Source organism: Plantibacter sp. LMC-P-059a (assembly GCF_030209505.1).
GTDB lineage: Bacteria > Actinomycetota > Actinomycetes > Actinomycetales > Microbacteriaceae > Plantibacter.
In genome coordinates this window covers 411,029-431,920 of record NZ_JARVRZ010000004.1, presented here as the reverse complement: position 1 = coordinate 431,920, position 20,892 = coordinate 411,029, and the positions used below count along the sequence as shown (strand labels likewise).

18 protein-coding genes are annotated in these 20,892 nt (G+C 65.1%); 10 read left to right on the top strand and 8 right to left on the bottom strand.

Annotation, left to right across the window (positions count from 1 at the left end; translation table 11 throughout):
• Positions 1 to 57: 57 nt before the first annotated feature.
• Together trxB and trxA are read left to right on the top strand one after the other, a co-directional pair.
• Complete coding sequence (trxB, locus tag QRN27_RS11615; RefSeq protein ID WP_056780521.1) at positions 58 to 1,068, top strand: thioredoxin-disulfide reductase; 1,011 nt, start codon at positions 58 to 60, stop codon at positions 1,066 to 1,068.
• A 47-nt stretch (positions 1,069 to 1,115) separates the two neighbouring features.
• Positions 1,116 to 1,436: a thioredoxin gene (trxA, locus tag QRN27_RS11610; protein ID WP_056010228.1), complete on the top strand. Its 321-nt coding sequence runs from the start codon at positions 1,116 to 1,118 to the stop codon at positions 1,434 to 1,436.
• Between the two features lie 291 nt (positions 1,437 to 1,727).
• Here trxA and QRN27_RS11605 read toward each other — a convergent pair whose 3' ends face one another.
• From QRN27_RS11605 to rpmH, 8 genes are all read right to left on the bottom strand, one after another.
• Positions 1,728 to 2,777, bottom strand: a complete 1,050-nt coding sequence (locus QRN27_RS11605; RefSeq protein ID WP_285042360.1) for a ParB/RepB/Spo0J family partition protein — start codon at positions 2,775 to 2,777, stop codon at positions 1,728 to 1,730.
• Complete coding sequence (locus QRN27_RS11600; protein WP_194668414.1) at positions 2,777 to 3,757, bottom strand: ParA family protein; 981 nt, start codon at positions 3,755 to 3,757, stop codon at positions 2,777 to 2,779. The genes QRN27_RS11605 and QRN27_RS11600 overlap by 1 nt, the downstream gene beginning before the upstream one ends.
• Positions 3,758 to 6,389: 2,632 nt before the next feature.
• Entirely contained in the window at positions 6,390 to 7,037 is a 648-nt protein-coding gene (gene rsmG, locus QRN27_RS11595) for a 16S rRNA (guanine(527)-N(7))-methyltransferase RsmG (RefSeq protein WP_285042359.1), read from the bottom strand.
• A gap of 25 nt (positions 7,038 to 7,062) precedes the next feature.
• Positions 7,063 to 7,569, bottom strand: coding sequence for a Jag family protein (locus QRN27_RS11590; protein WP_194668416.1), 507 nt, complete (start codon positions 7,567 to 7,569; stop codon positions 7,063 to 7,065).
• An 8-nt stretch (positions 7,570 to 7,577) separates the two neighbouring features.
• Positions 7,578 to 8,561, bottom strand: a complete 984-nt coding sequence (gene yidC / locus QRN27_RS11585; protein ID WP_194668417.1) for a membrane protein insertase YidC — start codon at positions 8,559 to 8,561, stop codon at positions 7,578 to 7,580.
• Positions 8,562 to 8,570: 9 nt separating this feature from the next.
• Positions 8,571 to 8,882, bottom strand: a complete 312-nt coding sequence (gene yidD / locus QRN27_RS11580; protein ID WP_082456005.1) for a membrane protein insertion efficiency factor YidD — start codon at positions 8,880 to 8,882, stop codon at positions 8,571 to 8,573.
• Positions 8,882 to 9,241 carry a ribonuclease P protein component gene (gene rnpA / locus QRN27_RS11575; RefSeq protein WP_285042358.1) on the bottom strand — a complete coding sequence of 120 codons (360 nt, stop codon included), beginning with the start codon at positions 9,239 to 9,241 and terminating at the stop codon, positions 8,882 to 8,884. The genes yidD and rnpA overlap by 1 nt, the downstream gene beginning before the upstream one ends.
• Before the next feature lie 7 nt (positions 9,242 to 9,248).
• Entirely contained in the window at positions 9,249 to 9,386 is a 138-nt protein-coding gene (gene rpmH / locus QRN27_RS11570; RefSeq protein ID WP_056010217.1) for a 50S ribosomal protein L34, read from the bottom strand.
• A gap of 327 nt (positions 9,387 to 9,713) precedes the next feature.
• Here rpmH and dnaA point away from each other — a divergent pair, with 327 nt between their 5' ends.
• From dnaA to QRN27_RS11530, 8 genes are all read left to right on the top strand, one after another.
• Positions 9,714 to 11,135 (top strand): chromosomal replication initiator protein DnaA, encoded by a 1,422-nt coding sequence (gene dnaA / locus QRN27_RS11565; protein ID WP_194668419.1) that lies wholly within the window; start codon positions 9,714 to 9,716, stop codon positions 11,133 to 11,135.
• Between the two features lie 485 nt (positions 11,136 to 11,620).
• On the top strand, positions 11,621 to 12,772 hold the full coding sequence (gene dnaN, locus QRN27_RS11560) for a DNA polymerase III subunit beta (protein WP_056010213.1): 1,152 nt from the start codon (positions 11,621 to 11,623) through the stop codon (positions 12,770 to 12,772).
• Between the two features lie 17 nt (positions 12,773 to 12,789).
• The gene (gene gnd / locus QRN27_RS11555; protein WP_056010210.1) at positions 12,790 to 13,680 is read left to right on the top strand and encodes a phosphogluconate dehydrogenase (NAD(+)-dependent, decarboxylating); all 891 of its coding nucleotides are present in this window, start codon (positions 12,790 to 12,792) and stop codon (positions 13,678 to 13,680) included.
• A 157-nt stretch (positions 13,681 to 13,837) separates the two neighbouring features.
• Entirely contained in the window at positions 13,838 to 15,067 is a 1,230-nt protein-coding gene (gene recF, locus QRN27_RS11550) for a DNA replication/repair protein RecF (protein ID WP_285042357.1), read from the top strand.
• Positions 15,060 to 15,584 (top strand): DciA family protein, encoded by a 525-nt coding sequence (locus QRN27_RS11545; protein ID WP_194668421.1) that lies wholly within the window; start codon positions 15,060 to 15,062, stop codon positions 15,582 to 15,584. The genes recF and QRN27_RS11545 overlap by 8 nt, the downstream gene beginning before the upstream one ends.
• A 122-nt stretch (positions 15,585 to 15,706) precedes the next feature.
• The gene (gene gyrB / locus QRN27_RS11540; protein ID WP_056010206.1) at positions 15,707 to 17,716 is read left to right on the top strand and encodes a DNA topoisomerase (ATP-hydrolyzing) subunit B; all 2,010 of its coding nucleotides are present in this window, start codon (positions 15,707 to 15,709) and stop codon (positions 17,714 to 17,716) included.
• 131 nt (positions 17,717 to 17,847) lie between these two features.
• Positions 17,848 to 20,472: a DNA gyrase subunit A gene (gyrA, locus tag QRN27_RS11535; protein ID WP_056010204.1), complete on the top strand. Its 2,625-nt coding sequence runs from the start codon at positions 17,848 to 17,850 to the stop codon at positions 20,470 to 20,472.
• Positions 20,462 to 20,869 carry a DUF3566 domain-containing protein gene (locus QRN27_RS11530; protein ID WP_056010202.1) on the top strand — a complete coding sequence of 136 codons (408 nt, stop codon included), beginning with the start codon at positions 20,462 to 20,464 and terminating at the stop codon, positions 20,867 to 20,869. Before gyrA ends, QRN27_RS11530 begins: the two co-directional genes overlap by 11 nt.
• The last annotated feature ends 23 nt before the right edge of the window (positions 20,870 to 20,892 follow it).

The following is a 20,892-nucleotide window of genomic DNA, read 5'->3' as shown; positions in this document are numbered from 1 at the left end:
CACTCGGAACCCCGGAACCCACCTGGTCCGGGAGTCCACGAACCACTGAGGAGCATCGTGCGTCAGGTCATCATCATCGGATCAGGACCCGCCGGCTACACGGCGGCGATCTACGCTGCGCGTGCCTCGTTGCAGCCGTTGCTCGTCGCGTCGTCGGTCGAGGCGGGTGGCGAGCTCATGAACACCACCGAGATCGAGAACTTCCCGGGCTTCCCCGACGGCATCCAGGGCCCTGAGCTCATGATGAAGCTGCAGGAGCAGGCCGAGCGGTTCGGCACCGAGGTGCTCTACGACGACGTCACCGACCTCAAGCTCGACGGCGACGTAAAGACCGTCACCCTCGGCAACGGGCAGGTCCACGAGGCGCACACCGTCATCTTCGCCACGGGCTCCGCGTACCGCAAGCTCGGGCTGGCCGACGAAGAGCGTCTCTCCGGCCACGGCGTCTCCTGGTGCGCGACCTGCGACGGATTCTTCTTCAAGGAGAAGACCATCGCGGTCATCGGTGGCGGCGACAGCGCGATGGAGGAGGCCACCTTCCTCACGCGCTTCGCGTCCAAGGTCTACGTCATCCACCGCAAGGACACCCTCCGCGCGTCGAAGATCATGCAGGACCGCGCCTTCGCGAACGACAAGATCGAGTTCATCTGGAACAGCGAGGTCGCAGGCATCACCGGCGCCGACGCGGTCGACGGCGTGACGCTGCGATCCACGACCGACGGCACCGAGACCCACCTGCCGCTCGGCGGACTGTTCATCGCGATCGGCAACGACCCTCGCACGCACCTGATCCACGGGCAGCTGGACCTCGCTCCCGAAGGCACGATCGCGGTCAAGGGTCGCTCGTCGAAGACCAACCTGCCCGGCGTCTTCGCCGCCGGCGACGTCATCGACCCCACCTACCGTCAGGCGATCACCGCTGCCGGCAGTGGCACCATCGCGGCCCTCGACGCGGAGCACTACCTCGCCGACCGCGAGCAGGCCGCAGGCGAGCTGTCCGCCATCGGCGAGGCTCAGACGGCTGGCCGCCCCCAGCCGTCCGACCCGGTCCTCGCCACCACCGTTTGATCGACCGCGCGCCCATCTCGACGCGCGCACCACGAAGGAGAACACTCATGTCAGATGCAGTCACCGAAGCAACGTTCGACGAGCTGGTCATCAACAGCGACAAGCCCGTCCTAGTCGACTTCTGGGCCGCCTGGTGCGGCCCGTGTCGCGCCGTCGGCCCGATCCTCGACACCATCGGCTCCGAGAACAGTGACAAGATCACGGTCCTCAAGCTGAACGTCGACGAGAACCCGAACCTCGCGATGAAGTACCAGATCACCTCCATCCCGGCCATGAAGGTCTTCAAGGGCGGCGAAGTCGTTCAGACCGTCATCGGTGCGAAGCCGAAGGCCGCCCTCGAGAAGGACCTCGCAGCTTTCATCGGCTGACCAGGAGATACTGCTCGTCCAGAACCGCCCGACTCTCCGGAGTCGGGCGGTTCTTCGTTTGCAACGGGGTGTTCCTGTGGTCGCCGGCGATGCCCGGCCGCGGGCTTTCGTTTCACGTGAAGCGTCCGACGATTCCGACCGTTCATCGAGCTGATCAGGGCTTCTATCATCGGGCCGCGAACATCTGCGATGCGTCACTCATGACATCACGCTTCGACATCGCGTCAGAATACGAGCACAAACGCGGGGCCCGATCGGCTGATCGGACCCCGCGTTTCACGTGAAACGTCGCTAGGAGGATTGTCCGAAGCCGGACTCGCCGAGCTCGCTGAGGATGCGGTTCAGATCTGCGATCGTCGCGAACTCGACCACCATCTGGCCCTTCTTCGCTCCGAGCGTGACCTTCACGCGTGTGTTCAGGCGGTCACCGAGGCGGTCGGCGATCTCGTCGAGCTGGCCACGGCGGGAGCCTGCGATCGGCCTCGGCTTCTTCGCCTGGACGCCTTGAGCGGCGGCGGCCTCGGCCGCACGAACGGAGAGGTCTTCGTTGACGATCTTGTCGGCGAGACGCTGCTGCGCTTCGGGGTCAGTCAGGGACAGGATGGCCCGTGCGTGGCCGGCACTCAGCACGCCCGCTGCGACCCGCTGCTGGACTGCCGCGGGCAGCTTGAGGAGACGGATGGTGTTGCTGATCTGGGGCCGTGAGCGGCCGATCCGGTTCGCGAGCTCATCCTGGGTGATCCCGAAGTCGGCGAGGAGCTGCTGGTACGCAGAGGCCTCTTCCAGCGGGTTCAGCTCGGAGCGATGGAGGTTCTCGAGGAGCGCGTCCCGGAGCATGTCCTCATCCGCAGTGTCCTTGATGATCGCCGGAATCCGGTCGAGGCCGACCTCCTTCGAGGCGCGGAGACGTCGCTCACCCATGATGAGCTCGTACTGCTCCTCGTCGCCGGGGATGGGGCGGACGACGATGGGTTGGAGGACGCCGACCTCGCGGATGCTGGTCACCAGCTCAGCGAGGTGGTCCTCATCGAACACGGTACGGGGCTGGTTGGCGTTCGGGACGATGAGCCCGGGGGAGAGGTAGGCGAGCCGAGCGCCGGGCACGGCGACGAGCTGTGGACCCTCGTCGGATGCCGCCGGCTCCGACGACGGCGCTGAGGAGTCGGCTGCCGCAGCAGCAGCGTCGGCAGCCGCCGTAGCCGCATCCTTCGCGGCCTTCCGAGCCGTCCCCTGGTTGTCGGGGAAGAAGACGTCGACGGGCCGGTTGGCCTGGGTATCGGAGCTCGTGGTCGGGATGAGGGCACCGATCCCACGGCCGAGTCCGGTTCGTTTCGTTGCCATCAGTGACTGACTCCCTCAGGGTGGTTCGTATCGGGTGATGCGTGCTGCTGAGCAGCCCAGCGATTCGCAATCTCTGCAGCGGCCTCGAGGTAGGAGACAGCACCCAGAGACGTCGGGTCGTAACTGATGACGCTCTGCCCGAAGCTGGGCGCCTCCGAGATCCGCACGGCGCGGGGGATGATGGACTCGAGGACCTGACCCGTGAAGTGGTCACGGACATCCTGAGCGACCTGCTGCGCGAGGTTGGTGCGGCCGTCGTACATCGTGAGCAGGATGGTGCTCACGGCCAGACCGGGATTCAAGTGGCGCTGAATCAGCTGGATGCTGCTCAACAACTGGCTGAGCCCTTCCAGCGCGTAGTACTCGCACTGAATCGGGATGAGCACCTCCTTCGCGGCGACGAAGGCGTTGATCGTGAGCAGGCCGAGAGATGGCGGGCAGTCGATCAGGACGTAGTGGAATGGCTCCTCAGCATCTTGGATGAACTGCTCGAGCGCGGTACGCAGCCGGTGTTCACGCGCGACCTGAGAAACGAGCTCGATTTCAGCTCCGGCCAGGTGGATGGTGGAGGGAGCACAGAAGAGGGTGGGGAACTCCGGACTCTGCTGCACCACGTCGGCGAGCGGGAAGTCGTCGATCAGGACGTCGTACACGCTGGGGACGTCCGAGTGGTGCTCGACTCCGAGGGCCGTGGAGGCGTTCCCCTGCGGATCGAGGTCGATGACCAGCACGCGTGCGCCGGAGCGGGCGAGAGCAGCGCCGATGTTGACGGTCGTCGTCGTCTTGCCGACGCCGCCCTTCTGATTGGAAACCGTGAACACCCGGGTGTGGTCTGGAGTCGGCAGCGTTGCGTGAGCCAAGGCTTTGCGCCTCTCAGTCAGATGGTGGAGTTCGCGAGCCAGGGGAGTCGATGCGTCGAAGGCGCTACCAACGGAGTCTCGCGCGGATGCTGCGGAATGCGTTGGTTCGGGTTGTTTCACGTGAAACCTTCTCGCTCGAAACGTGTTCTTCAACCGTACCAGCGCAGGCTGACGCAGGGGACGGAGATGTTCCGCAAGCACGACTGATCCGATCGTTTCGGGCTGTGGATTTCGGGTTCATTCTCCGCCGTCGGCACCACGAAGGACCGGACTCACTGAAGCCGGCGCCCCGGACGACCAGAGTTGTGCACACGGTTATCCACAGGCTCTCTTGGCTCCAGCATGTCATCTGCCGAGCCACCCATGTCCGGCGTTGTCACTCCACTGGCACTCGAGCGATCACGGTACTCGGCGATGGCCTGAACTCGACGGAACCCCGTCGGAGGACGTCAGTCCTCGACAGAACCGCGGAAACACGCGGAACTTGGAGCCATACTGCCGGTACGAGACGGCGACGGATACCGGACAGCCCACGCGTGCAGGCTACCTGCGTCGCCCAGCCGTGCCCCGGCGTTCGCTCCGAAAGGGGAGGGGACGACCGATGAGTTGTGGCGACGACCTCGAACTGTCCACAGAGTTATCCACAGACGAGAGGCGCGAGAATGTGCGCTGAACCGCCGAGCGTCATGCGTGCGTTCTGCGCCACTGTTTCACGTGGAACATCGCACAGTCAGACCAGCTGAGACGGAACCGCGAGACTGCCGCAGCGCCAGTGGACTGCCTACGCGTCGGGCGCGCCCTGTGCAGAGCAATGCCGGCCAACTCCCCATCAGTGACGCCGCACCACAGCTGAGACACGACGGGAAGGAGCAGCGCCTGCATGGTCCGACCAGAACCGTGCGAAGTACGCTGCCCGGATCACCACACGATTGTTTCACGTGGAACACTCCTTGTATGCCCAACCCGGGCAACGATGATGTATGGGTCCGCAACTTGCGAAGTCCGGTTCGCGGATTGACCGCAACTCCCGCTCGCCAGACATCCGCCACTCGCGTTCATCATGCACCGACACCCGTTACGGCTCTGAGCCACGCTGGATGACCTCGGCGGGATGGGCCCTCCTGCCTGTGCACCGCGTCGCACGGGAGTTGTCCTGCATCGATGTCCACGCGTGATGGAACACAACCAATGGACCGACGGTGTCGGCGCAGCTGCGTCGGCATCCTGTGGATCGAGCGTGGTGTTTCACGTGAAACATCGAGCTCAGTTCTTCACCAAATCGTTGTGATGCGGGCAAGGGAGGGCCCCGCATCTGGTTCCGCATACTTCACCGAGCCGCATTCGGGCTGAACGGGGGAGTGGGTCCATCCCCGGATCGGTAGAACCGGCCGTCATCCGTATTGAGCACCCCAGCGGGACCGAGGACAGAGCCGGGATTCGGCGACAACGTCCAGCCGCGTCGCGATCCAATCACAGCGCCTCGCCGGAATCGGAGGCGAAGCCGCACCGACCAGCGTCAGGCAAGCTCTCTTCACCGGATCAGCCGTATACTCGGCGACAGACGCCTCTCGCGGCAGACGACAGGATGCGACCATACCCACCGTTCCACGTGAAACACCGCAGGGGGTACATCGCTGCTCCGCCTTCAGTAGAAGGACGCGCGATGGCGTCTTCAGCCGGCGTTTCACGTAAAACAGGCCGCAATACGGTTGCTCATCGCATCGGGCCAGATGGCTACGGCATACAACGGAGCAGCGAACACCCTTCTCGCCAGGCTCCCTCGGCAGACTCCTCCGTGTGGACATGCGGGAGGGAGCCGACGTGTCAGGCTCTAGCGGGCACGCACTCAGACATGGCTAGCCGCATACAGGCATCCCAAGTCCCACTCACGGACGCGGCTCACGTGATGCAACCCGGGCCCGCCCAGCGACCGAGCGCTGCGCTGAAGCTCGCAGCATCCGTGGTGTGGTCCGTCCGCAGCCGGGCCGCAATACGCACCACCGACGCAGCTTGCCCTCGCCGAATCGGTCCGATCGCGTGGATTGCCGCACCACCGACATCATCATCCGTGGCAGCACCGCGGATTCCACGGAGCCCGGCGCGCACCGCACCGACGGCCAGCCGCCTCCATCGACTGCTACGCCGTTGAAGATCAGCTCTCTCCACCTCGCCGGTCCAGGCGAACCCCCGTGCTGACGAGGTTCGCAGCCACGCGACAGCCTCCGGGGGAGTGGGCCCGACCCGCCCACCAATTGGTGGACGCGGGGACCAGCGCTCGTTCATACGACCAGGAGGACTCGCTGGATGAGCACACTCGCACGAAGGGCCGACGTGAAGCTCCAGCAGCTCGCCGCACGCATGAACTGGAACCCGGATGGCCATCAACGAGCGGGGAGGCTCTCGGTACTCCCGGTACAACGTTGGCGCGCGGATCATGTCGTCGCGCCAAGCCCAGCGGCTGGGTGACCTATGCCGGCATATCCAAGCTTGCGCACCGATAGTCGGTGAAATGCTTCATATCAGCACCCCGAGCACCAAATCCACGCCAAACGGAGCGTCTTTAGCCGGCGAATCGGCCGAAATCGATGCCCAATATGACCGGAGAATCGCTCCTGACGAACTCCGGCACGCTATGAGGGGGCCTCAGCTCGGCCGAGTTCGTCAGGAAGGATTCTCTTGGCGGGTGCGGATCGGCTTGATCGCCGAGATCAGAGGCACCGGCGGAACACTCGGCACCATGCCGAATCACAACTCAGCCGCGAACGGTGCCCAGAATGACTCGCGTCGGCTCGGCGAGCACGCCCTCGCCGAGCGTGCGTACCTCGACGCCAGACACCTTGTACTTGCGCAGCTCCTTCGTCGACGCATCGACCTCGGCTTGCGCGCCGGCACCCTTCATCAGCACGAGCTCGCCACCGTCGCGAAGCAGGGGAGCGGTGAGCGGCAACAACTTGCGGAGCGCGCTGACCGCGCGAGCTGTCACCTGATCGAGCTGCTCCGCGAGTCGGACCTCTTCCGCTCTCGCCCGCACGACCTCGACGTTCCGCAACCCGAGCTCCCGCACCTGATCGTTCAACCAGGCGACGCGACGCTCCATCGGCTCGATGAGGACGAAGTCGACATCAGGTCGTGCGATCGCCAGGACCAATCCGGGAAGCCCGGCGCCCGTGCCGACATCGCCGACTCGTCCGGGACGAAGCAACGGCGCGACGATCGCGCTGTTCAGGATGTGTCGCGTCCACAACCGAGGGAGCTCCAACGGCCCGATGAGCCCGAGGGGTTCACCGTGCGTCGCCAGATTCATAGCGAACGAGCGACCGACCTCGATCTGCTCACCGAACAGTTGGGCAGCCTCGGCCGGCTCCGGCTCGAGGACAGCAGCGTCTTGTGCGTCAGTCATCGCAGTTTCACGTGAAACGCGCGCGTCAGCCGCGCGTGATGACCGTGTGGCGATCGCGTCCCTCGCCGTGCGATTCGGACACGAACCCACGAGCGGAGACGATGTCGTGCACCAGCTTGCGCTCGTAGCTCGACATGGGGGGAAGTGCCGCCTCGGTCGATCCGGCTTCGATACGCTCGACAGCCCGCTCGACGAGAGCACCGAGCTCCTGCTGACGAGCCTCGCGGGACCCACCGATGTCGAGGATGAGACGCGAGAACCCGCCCGTGCGGTTCTGCACAGCGAGACGCGTCAGCTCCTGCAACGCGTTCACGGTGTCGGGGCGCGACAGGAGACGCAGGTTGCTCTCGGTGGGGGAGTCGATCGACACGTACGCACGACCGTTCCGGGCATCGATGTCGATGTCACCGTCGATGTCGCAGATGTCGAGGAACTCCTCGATGTAGTCCGCCGCGACGTCGCCCTCTTCTTCGAGCTGGCTGATCGTGGGGGCTTCTTCGTCCTGGGCTACGGCCAGTTCCTGGTCAGTCACCGATACTCCTACTTGTCTCGTCCGTCGGACTGCTGCTTCTTGGCGCGCGCCTTGCCCATGGGCTGCTGGCGCTGAGCCGGGACCTTCTTCTCCGGCACGGGGGCCTCGGAGATCGAGATGACGTCACCGTTCGGCGTCATCAGCTTGCCCTTGCGGGCGAGGCGCTCCTCGCGGGCCTTCGCCGCGTCGGATCCGGGCGTCGGCATGTTCCGGATGACGAGGAACTGCTGCACCATCGTCCACGCGTTGGAGGTCAGCCAGTAGAACATGACACCGAGCGGGAACGCGAAACCGGAGAACAGGAAGACGAACGGGAGGATGTAGAGGAGGATGCGCTGCTGCTTGAACTGCGGGCTGGCCTTCGTCTCGGCGGACATGTTCTTCGAGACGATCTGCAGCTGGGTGATGAACTGCGAGGCGCACATCAGGATGACCATGACCGCGGCGATGATGACGACGGCCCAGTTGACCGGGTTGCCGGCCAGCGCGGCCTGCATGCTGGTGTGCAGGGGGGCGATACCGAAAAGGTTCGCGTCGCCGAACTGCACGGCGAGCGTCTCATTCAGGGGACCGACGCCTGCCTTGCTCTTCTGGGCGTCGTTCAGCACGGAGAACAAGGCGAAGAAGATGGGCATCTGGACCAGGAGGGGCAGACATCCGCTGACGGGGGAGGTGCCGTGCTTCTTGTACAGCTCCATGGTCTCGCGGGACATGGCCTCGCGGCTGGCCTGGTCGCGCTTGCCCTTGTACTTCTCCTGCACCTTCTTCATCTGCGGCGCGATCTCGAGCATCTTGCGCTGGCTCTTGATCTGCTTGATGAACAGGGGGATGAGCGCCGCACGGACGACGAGGACGAGGCCGACGATCGAGAGGACCCAGGTCAGGCCGGCTGCCGGGTCGAGTCCGACGGCCGTCCACAGCAGGTGCCAACCCACGAGAAGCAGCTCGACCGCCCACTTGAGCGGCCAGAGAATTGTGCCGATGATGTCCATAGGTGCGGGTCAGCCCTTTCCGTGGCTCGGTTGCACTACAAATCCGTGAGGCGTGACGCTGTAGCGGAAGTTCTTCTTGGGAGGGACCTCGTCGAAGCGCGGTGCCGCCCACGGGTGGCAGCGCGCGATCCGCGCTGCAGCCAGGCCTGCGCCGACGACGACGCCGTGCTGTTGCACCGCTCCCAGAGCGTATGCGGAGCAGCTGGGGTAATACCGGCAGACATCACCGTAGAGCGGCGACACGGTGGCACGATACCCGCGAAGCGCCAGCACCGCGGCATTGCGGGGCGCGAGGCAGGCAGCAGCGAGAACACCGTTCATCAGCGTGCATCCGTCGGGATCGGGGTGACGCCTCGTTTGGCGAACGCGCGGTCGAGCTCGTCGTGGAGCGCGGCGAACGGCGCGGTCGCGGCCGACGGCAACGCGCGGATCACGACGTCGCTCCCGCGGGCAGCGGAATCGACGCTGTCGTGGCAAATGGCCTTGAGGCGCCGTCTGACGAGATTGCGTGTCACTGCGTTTCCGACCGTTTTCGCAACGATGAACCCGAAGCGCGGCTGTCCGCCCTTCGGGTTCATACGTACGTAGGTGACCGTGTGCTCGCCGACGAACCGGGATCCGCGACGGACTACCCCTCGGTAGTCGTCGCCGGACGTGATCCGGCTCCCACGCTCGAGCACGACGGCTCTACGCGGAGAGTTCGGTGCGGCCCTTGGCGCGACGAGCCGACAGGATGCCACGGCCGGCACGCGTGCGCATGCGCAGACGGAAGCCGTGCTTCTTGGCGCGACGGCGGTTGTTCGGCTGGAAGGTTCTCTTGCTCATAATTACGATCTCCGGATCATGACCAACCACTGCACAGGTGGCAGCAGGGTACGGAAGGGTGCCCGTGGGCAGAAGTCAACTGATTCAAACTACGGGGTCGACGGTCGAAGGTCAAACCAGGTGCGGCCAAACGACTGATTATCCACAGGATTCCCAGAAATTGTAGCAGTGACACGCAGGCCCGCCGTACAGTGATTTGGGCCTGGGGCGACGTGTTGTTAGCGTGAGTCCCCGGGTTATGCACAGCGTGTGGATAGCACCGTGTTCGGCCCCGCATACTCAGGGGAGAGCCTGTGGATGAACCTGTGAGTATGTGTGGGGAGAACTATGTCGGACGCCGACGATGCGATCGCTGAGACCTGGCAAACGGTGCTCGGGATCCTCTCCGTCGACGACCGCATCACCCCTCCGCTGCGAGGGTTCCTGAACCTCATCGTGCCCAAGGGCATCATGGGCGGCACGTTCTACCTCGAGGTCCCGAACGAGTTCACGATGGGGATGTTGAACCAGCGCATGCGCGCGCCCATCCTCGCCGCCCTCGGTTCGATCGTCGAAGGCGGCCCCGTCAGCAACTACGCGATCGTCGTCAACCCCGACATCGTCGAGGAGCGGTACGAGCAGGCCGGCTTCCAGCACATCGACCCGGCGCCGTTGGAGTCTCCCCAGCCGCAGCTGACGCCGACGCCGACGCTGCCGGCGCGGGAGAACGACACCCGTCTCAACCCGAAGTACAGCTTCGACAACTTCGTCATCGGTCAGTCCAACCGGTTCGCGCACGCGGCCGCCGTCGCGGTGGCCGAAGCTCCGGCGAAGGCCTACAACCCGCTGTTCGTCTACGGCGACTCCGGCCTCGGCAAGACGCACCTCCTCCACGCCATCGGCCACTACGCGATGAACCTCTACGCCGGTATCCGCGTACGGTACGTCTCGAGCGAGGAGTTCACGAACGACTTCATCAACTCGATCGCGAACAACCGCGGGTCCTTCTTCCAGTCGCGGTACCGGGACATCGACATCCTCCTGATCGACGACATCCAGTTCCTCCAGGGCAAGGCGGAGACGCAAGAGGCGTTCTTCCACACCTTCAACACCCTGCACGACCACAACAAGCAGGTCGTCATCACGAGCGACCTGCCGCCGAAGGCGCTGACCGGCTTCGAGGAGCGCATGCGTTCGCGCTTCGAGTGGGGCCTCATCACCGACGTCCAGGCACCCGACCTCGAGACACGGATCGCCATCCTGCGCAAGAAGGCGCAGAACGAGAAGCTCCACATCCCGGACGAGGTGCTCGAGTTCATCGCGACGAAGGTGTCGAGCAACATCCGCGAGCTCGAGGGCACCCTCATCCGGGTTGTCGCCTTCGCAAGCCTGAACCGGACGGCGGTCGACATGACGCTGGCCCAGACGGTCCTCAAGGACGTCATCAGCCTCGACGACGACAACGTCATCTCGCCCATCGACATCATCAACACGACCGCGGACTACTTCAAGCTCTCGGTCGACGACCTGTACGGCTCGAGTCGCTCGCAGGCCGTCGCGACGGCACGGCAGATCGCGATGTACCTGTGCCGTGAGCTGACCAACCTGTCCCTGCCCAAGATCGGCCAGCTGTTCGGCAACCGCGACCACACCACGGTCATGTACGCCAACCGGAAGATCACGGACCTCATGCAGGAGAAGCGCTCGATCTACAACCAGGTCACCGAGCTCACGAGCCGCATCAAGCAGAACCTCCGCTACGGCTCCTGAATCCCGCACCCGTCCTGACGCGTCCTGATGAACGTTTCCGGCCTCTCGACACCCATGACGGGCTCGAGGGGCCGTTTTCGTTCATCAGGCGTCGACGAGCAGGACTCCACCGCCCGGACCGACCTCGGATCTGTCCACATTCCGCCGTCCCAGCCCTGTGGATAACCTGTGGAGAGATGTGGAAGCATCGGACCGCCTTGTGAGTGAACATCATTCACCGGCGATCGACTCCCACACACCCGCTGCGCTCTCTCCACAGGCCACCACCAAGTTACACACATGTAGTTCCCTGTGTTCAAGCGGGTTCGAGCGACTTATCCACAGTTTCCACACCGGTTAAGACTGTTAACCGTTAATTCAATGATCTCTCCGCCAAACAACCTTTCCCCAGGCTCGCTTCTCCACAGCCGCGACGCCACTCGACGCCGGAGGCCGACCCACTAGCATTGGTGACGTCATCGAGAACCAGAGACAGGGGACTTGTCGTGCGATTCAGCGTCAACCGGGATGTATTCAGCGAAGCCGTCTCGTTCGCAGTGAAGCTGCTCCCGCAGCGCCCGACGCTGCCGATCCTCAACGGCATCCTCATCGAAGCCGGCGACGACGGTCTCATTCTGTCCTCGTTCGACTACGAGGTCTCGAGCCAGACCGGCATCGCAGCCGAGGTCGAGGAGTCCGGTACCGCGCTCGTCAACGGCCGGCTGCTCTCCGAGATCGCCAGCCGACTCCCCAATGCGCCGGTCCGCTTCAGCAAGGTCGAGAACCGCATCGAGGTCACCTGCGGTTCCGCACGGTTCACGCTCGGTTCGATGCCCGTCGAGGAGTACCCGACCATCCCGCAGGTCGATGCCGAATTCGGACTGGTCCCCGCCGACGAGTTCGCCACCGCAGTCAGCCAGGTCGCCGTCGCGGCGAGCCGCGACGACGTCACCCCGGTCATCACCGGCGTGCAGCTGGAGGTCTCGAAGACGAGCCTCAGCCTCGTCGCCACCGACCGATACCGGGTCGCGGTCCGCGAGATCGACTGGGACTCCGGTCAGGGCGACGGATCCAGCGAGACGGTCACGGCGCTCGTGCCCGCCCGCACCCTGCAGGAGGTCGGCAAGACCTTCGGGCACAGCGGCAACATCAACGTCGCGATCACGAACCGCGACGATCGCGAGCTCATCGCGTTCCGGGCCGACCGCAAGACGGTCACCTCGCTCCTGATCAAGGGCAACTTCCCGCCGGTCAAGCGACTCTTCCCCGAGACGACGGACAACTACGCGATCATCAACACCGCGGAACTCATCGAGGCGACCCGACGCATGTCGCTGGTCCTCGAGCGCGAAGCGGCCCTCCGCTTCACCTTCACCATCGACGGGCTCACGCTCGAGGCCGTCGGATCCGAGCAGGCGCAGGCATCGGAAGGCATCGACGCCCTCCTCACCGGCGACGACATCGTGCTCTCCCTGAAGCCGCAGTTCCTGATCGACGGTCTGACCGCGGTCCGGAGCGAGTATGTGCGCTTCTCGTTCACCAAGACGGAGAACACGAACAAGCCGGGACCCATGCTCATCACGAGCCAATCCTCCAAGGATCAGCCGGGTGCCGACAGCTACAAGTACCTGCTGCAGCCGAACCTGCTGCTGCGCTGACACGCAAAGGATTTACCATGCACATCGGTCTCGTCGGTCTCGGCAAGATGGGCAACAACATGCGCACGCGCCTGCGTGCGAACGGCATCGAGGTCACCGGTTTCGACCGGAACCCGGATGTCACGGACGTCGCGACGATCAGCGACCTCGTCGCTGCACTCCCGGCACCTCGCACGGTCTGGGTGATGGTTCCCGCGGGAGCGATCACCGATTCGGTCGTCGAGGAACTCAACGGTCTGCTGGAAGCCGGTGACCTCGTCATCGACGGTGGCAACAGCCGGTTCACCGACGACTTCAAGCACGCCGAGCTGCTCTCCGCCAAGGGCATCGACTACATCGATGCCGGCGTCTCGGGCGGTGTCTGGGGTGTCGACAACGGTTACGGCCTCATGGTCGGCGGCTCCAAGGAGCAGGTCGAGCGGGTCATGCCGGTCTTCGATGCGCTTCGGCCCGAAGGTCCGCGCGACGAGGGCTTCGTCCACGTCGGTGAGGTCGGCGCCGGCCACTACGCCAAGATGGTCCACAACGGCATCGAGTACGCCCTCATGCAGGCATACGCCGAGGGCTTCGAGCTCCTCGACAAGCGCGAGGACATCATCAAGGACGTCCCGGGCACCTTCAAGGCCTGGCAGCGCGGTACCGTCGTGCGGTCCTGGCTGCTCGAGCTCCTCGTCCGCGCCCTCGAGGAGGACCCGGACTTCGAGCAGATCGAAGGGTACGTCGAGGACTCCGGTGAGGGTCGCTGGACGATCGAGGAAGCCATCGCCAACGCGGTGCCCGTCCCGACGATCTCCGCGTCGATCTTCGCCCGGTTCGTCTCGCGCCAGGAGGACTCGCCGGCGATGAAAGCCGTCGCAGCCCTCCGGAACCAGTTCGGCGGACACGCGGTCAAGAAGGCCGACGACTGATTCACGTCGCCTCCTGACGAACGAAACGACCCTCCCGCGGCTGTGTGCTCGCCGGGAGGGTCGTTTTCGTTCACCATGCGCTCCTCAGTCGGCGGTGTCGCCGGTGTCGTCGAGTTCGCAGGAGGCCGGCGTCGGGGCGAGACGGTAGGGTGACGTGGTGATCGTGCGGCACTTGAATCTCACCGACTACCGCAACTACGCGGTGGTCGATGTGGCGCTCGAACCCGGCCCCAATCTGTTCGTCGGGCGGAACGGTCAGGGCAAGACCAACCTCGTCGAGGCGATCGGCTACCTGAGCAGTCTCGGGTCGCACCGGGTCTCGTCCGAGCAGGCGCTGATCAGGCACGGTGCGGATGCGGCGATCATCAGGGCGCGGATCATGCACGACGGTCGCGAACTCCTGGCCGAGGTGCAGCTCAACCGAGGCGCGGCGAACCGGGCGCAGGTCAACCGCTCGCAGATCAAGCCACGCGAGCTCCCGCGCTACGTCTCGACCGTCCTGTTCGCTCCGGAAGATCTCCTGATCGTGCGCGGCGACCCGTCCGCGCGACGGCGGTTCATCGACCAACTGCTCGTCCAGCGCATCCCGCGTCTCGCCGGTGTCATGGCCGACTACGACCGTTCACTGAAGCAGCGCAACTCGCTCCTGAAGTCCGCGCGGGCGCGGGGCCTGAAATCGGGCCCGTTGGCGACGCTCGACCTGTGGGACGACCGACTCGTGCAGTACGGCACCGAGATCATCGCGGAACGCCTGCAGCTCATCGCGATGCTCGGCGGCCCGCTCCGTGCCGCGTACCGGGCCGTCGCCGGCGACGATCACCGGCCCGTCCTGCTGCCCGTCCTCAGCATCTCCGGGACGGACGCCGAAGACGAGTCCGCCGTGGCGGATCCGACGGAGACCCCGGAACCGGGTGCGCCGGTCGATTCGGCGCTCATCGCGGAACGGTTCCGTGCCGCGTTGACGAACCGTCGTTCCGCCGAGCTCGAGCGCGGGCTGACACTCGTCGGGCCCCACCGCGACGACGTCTTCTTCGGCCTCAACGGTCTGCCGGTGAAGGGCTATGCCAGTCACGGTGAGTCCTGGTCGTTCGCGCTCGCGGCGAAACTGGCCTCCGCGGAGCTGCTCCGTGCGGACTCATCCCTCGGCGACCCGGTGCTGATCCTCGACGACGTCTTCGCGGAACTCGATTCGCGTCGTCGCGAACGGTTGGCGGCGGCCGTCGCCGAGTACGACCAGGTGATCATCACCGCTGCGGTCTTCGACGATGTCCCGGAACGGTTCACCGCTCACGTGGTGCGCATCGAGGCCGGTCGGATCGTCGACGACACCGACGATGCGAATTCGTTCCCCACTGAGCCACCGGTTCCGGAGTCGACCCATGACTGAGCCGAGACGACTCGGTCGCGACGCCGATCCGGCCGGCGAGCTGTCGGCGGCGGTCTACCTCCGGTTCAAGGAGATCTTCGGCGGTGAGCGCGTCTCGCGCGACCGCAAACGGCGCGAACGATCGGCCGCCACCCCGCAAGACTCCGTCCCCTACGGCGTCGGTCGTGACCCCAAGGGGCTCGGGTCGGTCATCGATTCGCTGACGGCCGGACTCGGCTGGAACTCGCCGCTCGCGCAACACGACCTCCTCGGCAACTGGGCGGAGCTGTGCGGCGAGGACACCGCCAGGTACTCCGAACCGGTGTCGATCTCCGACGGCGTGCTGCTCGTGCAGTGCCAGTCGACGGCCTGGGCGACCCAGTTGCGCCACATGCGTCACGAGATCCTCGTCCGCATCGCCGAACGGTACCCGGAGGCAGGGGTCGACACGATCCGTTTTCAGGGCCCCGGAGCACCCTCCTGGAAAAGAGGCCCCAGGTCGATTCCAGGGCGTGGTCCACGCGATACTTACGGCTAGGAAGGCAAATACGCCCTCCAGGCTCGGAAACCTGTCTCAAACGGGCGTTTTCTCGCGGCCTGACGAGCTCTGTTTGGTAGGATGAAACGGTCGAATCTCGACGGTTTGGAGCTCTCTTTTCAATGACATCAGAACCGAATACGCACGCCGACGAGTCTGACTACGGCGCAAGTGCCATCCAGGTTCTCGAAGGTCTCGAAGCCGTCCGGAAGCGGCCCGGTATGTACATCGGGTCCACCGGTCCACGTGGTCTGCACCACCTGGTCTACGAGATCGTCGACAACTCCGTGGACGAAGCCCTCGCCGGCTACTGCGACACGATCCTCGTGACCATCCTCGAAGACGGCGGCGTCCGCGTCGTCGACAACGGTCGAGGCATCCCGGTGGACATCCACCCGGTCGAGAAGAAGTCCACGGTCGAGGTCGTCCTCACGATCCTCCACGCCGGCGGCAAGTTCGGCGGCAGTGGCTACGCGGTCTCCGGTGGTCTGCACGGTGTCGGGTCGTCCGTCGTGAACGCGCTCTCCACCCGTCTCTCGGTCGAGGTCCGCCGACAGGGGTCGGTCTGGCGCCAGAGCTTCCAGCACGGTGTGCCGGATGCACCGCTCGAGCAGGGTGAGCCCTCCTCGGAGACCGGCACCACGATCACCTTCTGGCCGAGCCCGGACACGTTCGAGACCACCGAGTTCGACTACGAGACGCTCCGCACGCGCTTCCAGCAGATGGCGTTCCTCAACAAGGGGCTCCGCATCGAACTCGCCGACGAGCGACCGTTGCGCGACGCGATCGAGGCCGAGGACGCCGACGACAACTCGGCTGCGCACTCGCAGCGGAAGGACGTGTTCTTCTACGAGCGCGGTCTCGAGGACTACGTCGAGTACCTCAACAAGGCGAAGCGTGCCGAGCTCGTCCACGACGAGATCATCTCCTTCGAGTCGGAGAACACCGAGCGCAAGATCGCGCTCGAGGTCGCGATGCAGTGGACCACGGCGTACAACGAGAGCGTCCACACCTACGCGAACACGATCAACACGCACGAGGGTGGGACGCACGAGGAGGGGTTCCGCGCCGCGCTCACCACGCTCGTGAACCGCTACGCCCGCGAGAAGGGCATCCTCAAGGAGAAGGACGACAACCTCTCCGGTGACGACGTCCGCGAGGGTCTCACCGCGGTCATCTCCGTCAAGCTGTCCGAGCCGCAGTTCGAGGGCCAGACGAAGACGAAGCTCGGCAACACCGAGGCGAAGGCCTTCGTGCAGAAGGTCGTGAGCGAGCAGCTCAACGACTGGTTCGACCGCAACCCGAACCAGGCGAAGGAGATCATCCGGAAGGCGCTCCAGGCGGCGACCGCCCGGCTCGCGGCTCGCAAGGCCCGCGAGACGGCCCGTCGCAAGGGACTCCTCGAGGGCGGCGGCATGCCCGGCAAGCTCAAGGACTGCCAGTCGAAGGACCCCTCGCTCTCCGAGATCTTCATCGTCGAGGGTGACTCCGCAGGCGGATCCGCTGTCCAGGGTCGCAACCCCGAGACGCAGGCGATCCTCCCGCTCCGCGGCAAGATCCTCAACGTCGAGAAGGCGCGTCTGGACCGCGCCCTCGCGAACAACGAGGTCCAGGCGATGATCACGGCGTTCGGCGCCGGCATCGGTGAGGACTTCAACCCCGACAAGGTGCGGTACCACAAGATCGTGCTCATGGCCGATGCCGACGTCGACGGCCAGCACATCACCACCCTGCTGCTGACGCTGCTGTTCCGGTACATGCGACCACTGGTCGATCTCGGGTACGTGTACCTCGCGCAGCCGCCGCTCTACCGCCTGAAGTGGTCGAACGCCGATCACCAGTACGTGTACAGCGATCGCGAGCGCGACGCTCTCCTCACCGACGGTGTCGCCTCCGGCAAGCGCATCCCGAAGGAGAACGGGATCCAGCGCTACAAGGGTCTCGGCGAGATGAACTACAAGGAGCTGTGGGAGACCACGATGGACCCGCAGACGCGGACGCTCCTGCAGGTCACGCTCGACGACGCCGCGGCTGCCGACGAGATCTTCTCCACCCTCATGGGTGAAGACGTCGAGTCCCGCCGCACCTTCATCCAGAAGAACGCGAAAGACGTCCGCTTCCTCGACATCTAACGGCCGACACCGGTCACTGAGCTTGTCGAAGTGCGACAGCCTCGAGGACCTTCCGGCCCCGACATAGCCCCTCGACACGCTCGGGGGAGCGTAGATCGTTCAGCTCCGCAATCGAAAGAGTCAGTAGACACATGGCAGACGAAACCAACGACGAGGTAGTGGTCCCCGACGAGGACCACGGCGTACACGGCCGCATCGACCAGGTCGACCTCCAGCTCGAGATGCAGCGCAGCTACCTCGACTACGCGATGAGTGTCATCGTCGGCCGTGCGCTCCCGGACGTCCGCGACGGCCTGAAGCCCGTCCACCGCCGGGTCATCTACGCGATGTACGACGGCGGCTACCGTCCAGACCGCTCCTTCTCCAAGTGTGCTCGCGTGGTCGGCGACGTCATGGGCCAGTTCCACCCCCACGGCGACACCGCGATCTACGACGCCCTGGTGCGTCTCGTCCAGCCGTGGAGCCTCCGCTACCCGCTCGCGCTCGGCCAGGGCAACTTCGGTTCGCCCGGGAACGACGGCGCTGCGGCCCCTCGGTACACCGAGACGAAGATGGCGCCGCTCGCGATGGAGATGGTGCGCGACATCGACGAGGAGACCGTCGACTTCCAGCCGAACTACGACGGCGAATCGCAGGAGCCGGTCGTCCTGCCGGCGCGGTTCCCGAACCTGCTCGTCAACGGTTCCGTCGGTATCGCGGTCGGCATGGCCACCAACATCCCGCCGCACAACCTGCGCGAGGTCGCCGACGGCGCCCTGTGGCACCTGTCGAACCCCGACGCCAGCCGTGAGGAGCTCCTCGAGGCGCTCATGCAGCGCATCAAGGGACCGGACTTCCCGACCGGCGCCCAGATCCTCGGCATCAAGGGTATCCAGGACGCCTACCGGACCGGCCGTGGCTCCATCACGATGCGCGCCGTCGTCAACGTCGAAGAGATCCAGGGTCGTACCTGCCTGGTCGTCACCGAGTTGCCGTACCAGGTGAACCCCGACAATCTGGCGCTGAAGATCGCCGACCTCGTCAAGGAGGGTCGCCTCGGCGGCGTCGCCGACATCCGCGACGAGACCTCCGGCCGCACCGGCCAGCGACTCGTGATCGTGCTCAAGCGCGACGCTGTCGCCAAGGTCGTCCTCAACAACCTCTACAAGCACACGCCGTTGCAGGACAACTTCGGCGCGAACATGCTCGCGATCGTCGACGGCATCCCGCGTACGCTGCCGCTCGACGGCTTCATCACCAACTGGGTCACCCACCAGGTCGAGGTCATCGTCCGCCGCACGGTGTTCCGTCTGCGGAAGAAGGAGGAGCGCGCGCACATCCTCCGCGGCTATCTCAAGGCGCTCGACGCCTTGGACGAGGTCATCGCCCTCATCCGTCGCTCGCCGTCGGCCGACGAGGCGCGGACCGGCCTGATGGACCTCCTCGAGATCGACGAACTCCAGGCGAGCGCCATCCTCGACATGCAGCTGCGTCGTCTCGCAGCGCTGGAACGTCAGAAGATCATCGACGAGGCTGCCGAGATCGAGGCGCAGATCGCCGACCTCAAGGACATCCTCGCGAAGCCCGAGCGCCAGCGTCAGATCGTCAGCGAGGAGCTCACCGCGATCGTCGACCGGTACGGCGACGACCGCCGCACCGAGATCATGTTCGGCTTCGACGGCGACATGAACATGGAAGACCTCATCCCCGAGGAGGAGATGGTCATCACCGTCACCCGCGGCGGATACATCAAGCGGACGCGGAGCGACAACTACCGACAGCAGCACCGCGGCGGCAAGGGCGTGAAGGGTGCCCAGCTGCGCGCGGACGACGTGGTCGACCATTTCTTCGTCACGACGACGCACCACTGGCTCCTCTTCTTCACCACCAAGGGTCGTGTGTACCGGGCCAAGGCGTACGAGCTGCAGGAGGCCGGCCGCGACGCGAAGGGCCAGCACGTCGCGAACCTGCTCGCCATGCAGCCGGACGAGGAGATCGCGGAGATCCTCGACATCCGCGACTACGAGGCTGCCACCTACCTCGTCCTCGCGACGCACGACGGTCTCGTCAAGAAGACGGCCCTGTCGGAGTACGACACGAACCGCTCCGGCGGCATCATCGCGATCAACCTGCGCGAGGGCGACGAGCTCACCTCCGCCCTCCTCGTGGAGAACGACAGCGACATCCTGCTCGTCTCCCGCAAGGGCATGTCGATCCGCTTCACGGCGAGCGACGAGACGCTGCGGCCGATGGGACGCGCCACCAGCGGCGTCATCGGGATGCACTTCCGCGACGAGGACAAGCTGCTGTCCGCCTCGGTCCTGCCGTCGCTAGAGGGTGAGGAACGGGAGGCGTTCGTCTTCGTCGTCACCGAAGGCGGGTTCGCCAAGCGGACCAACATCGACCAGTACCGCGGTCAGAACCGCGGTGGTCTGGGCATCAAGGTGGCCAAGCTGAACGACGATCGAGGCACGCTCGCCGGCGCCCTGATCGTGGATGAGGGCGACGAGGTCCTTGTGGTTCTTGCCAGTGGCAAGGTGGTAAGGTCTGCCGTGGCCGAAGTTCCAGCGAAGGGGCGCGACACGATGGGCGTCGTCTTCGCACGTTTCGCGGAGAGCGACCGAATCATCGCGCTGGCCAAGAACAGTGACCGAAACCTTGAGACCCAGGATGTTCCGGAGACGGTTGCAGACGCAGCGGCTCTGGAGGGTGCAGAACCCGAAGCATCCGTGCCGGACGAGACTCCGGCGATGAAGGAAGAAGTAGATGAGCAGTAGCGTCGCAGAGAAGTTGGCCAAGAAGTCGACCAAACGCACCAGCACCAAGCAGGTGCGCCTCAAGCTGGTGTACATCGACTTCTGGTCGGCGGTGAAGCTGTCGTTCCTGGCGGCGATCGCGGTCGCCGTGGTCATCGTGGTCTTCTTCTTCCTGGTGTACACCGTGCTCAACACCACGGGTGTCTTCACGAAGGTGGGCGGGCTCTTCACGGACATCGCCGGCCCCGGGAACAACATCCTCCAGTACGTCAACCTGCCGCAGGTCATGGCCTTCGCCGGCATCGTGGCGCTGCTCAACCTGATCGTCATCACGCTGATGGGTGCTCTGCTCGCCGGGCTCTACAACCTCAGCGTGAAGATCACGGGTGGTCTCCTCGTCGGGTTCACCAACAACTGACCTTGCTCCGGTCCCAGCGCGGC

Excerpts from the sequence above, each read along its gene's own strand:
- trxA (WP_056010228.1), top strand. The coding sequence starts at position 1,116 with ATGTCAGATGCAGTCACCGAAGCAACGTTCGACGAGCTGGTCATCAAC.
- QRN27_RS11605 (WP_285042360.1), bottom strand. The coding sequence starts at position 2,777 with ATGGCAACGAAACGAACCGGACTCGGCCGTGGGATCGGTGCCCTCATC.
- rsmG (WP_285042359.1), bottom strand. The coding sequence starts at position 7,037 with ATGACTGACGCACAAGACGCTGCTGTCCTCGAGCCGGAGCCGGCCGAG.
- yidC (WP_194668417.1), bottom strand. The coding sequence starts at position 8,561 with ATGGACATCATCGGCACAATTCTCTGGCCGCTCAAGTGGGCGGTCGAG.
- yidD (WP_082456005.1), bottom strand. The coding sequence starts at position 8,882 with ATGAACGGTGTTCTCGCTGCTGCCTGCCTCGCGCCCCGCAATGCCGCG.
- rpmH (WP_056010217.1), bottom strand. The coding sequence starts at position 9,386 with ATGAGCAAGAGAACCTTCCAGCCGAACAACCGCCGTCGCGCCAAGAAG.
- dnaA (WP_194668419.1), top strand. The coding sequence starts at position 9,714 with ATGTCGGACGCCGACGATGCGATCGCTGAGACCTGGCAAACGGTGCTC.
- gnd (WP_056010210.1), top strand. The coding sequence starts at position 12,790 with ATGCACATCGGTCTCGTCGGTCTCGGCAAGATGGGCAACAACATGCGC.
- QRN27_RS11545 (WP_194668421.1), top strand. The coding sequence starts at position 15,060 with ATGACTGAGCCGAGACGACTCGGTCGCGACGCCGATCCGGCCGGCGAG.
- gyrB (WP_056010206.1), top strand. The coding sequence starts at position 15,707 with ATGACATCAGAACCGAATACGCACGCCGACGAGTCTGACTACGGCGCA.
- gyrA (WP_056010204.1), top strand. The coding sequence starts at position 17,848 with ATGGCAGACGAAACCAACGACGAGGTAGTGGTCCCCGACGAGGACCAC.
- QRN27_RS11530 (WP_056010202.1), top strand. The coding sequence starts at position 20,462 with ATGAGCAGTAGCGTCGCAGAGAAGTTGGCCAAGAAGTCGACCAAACGC.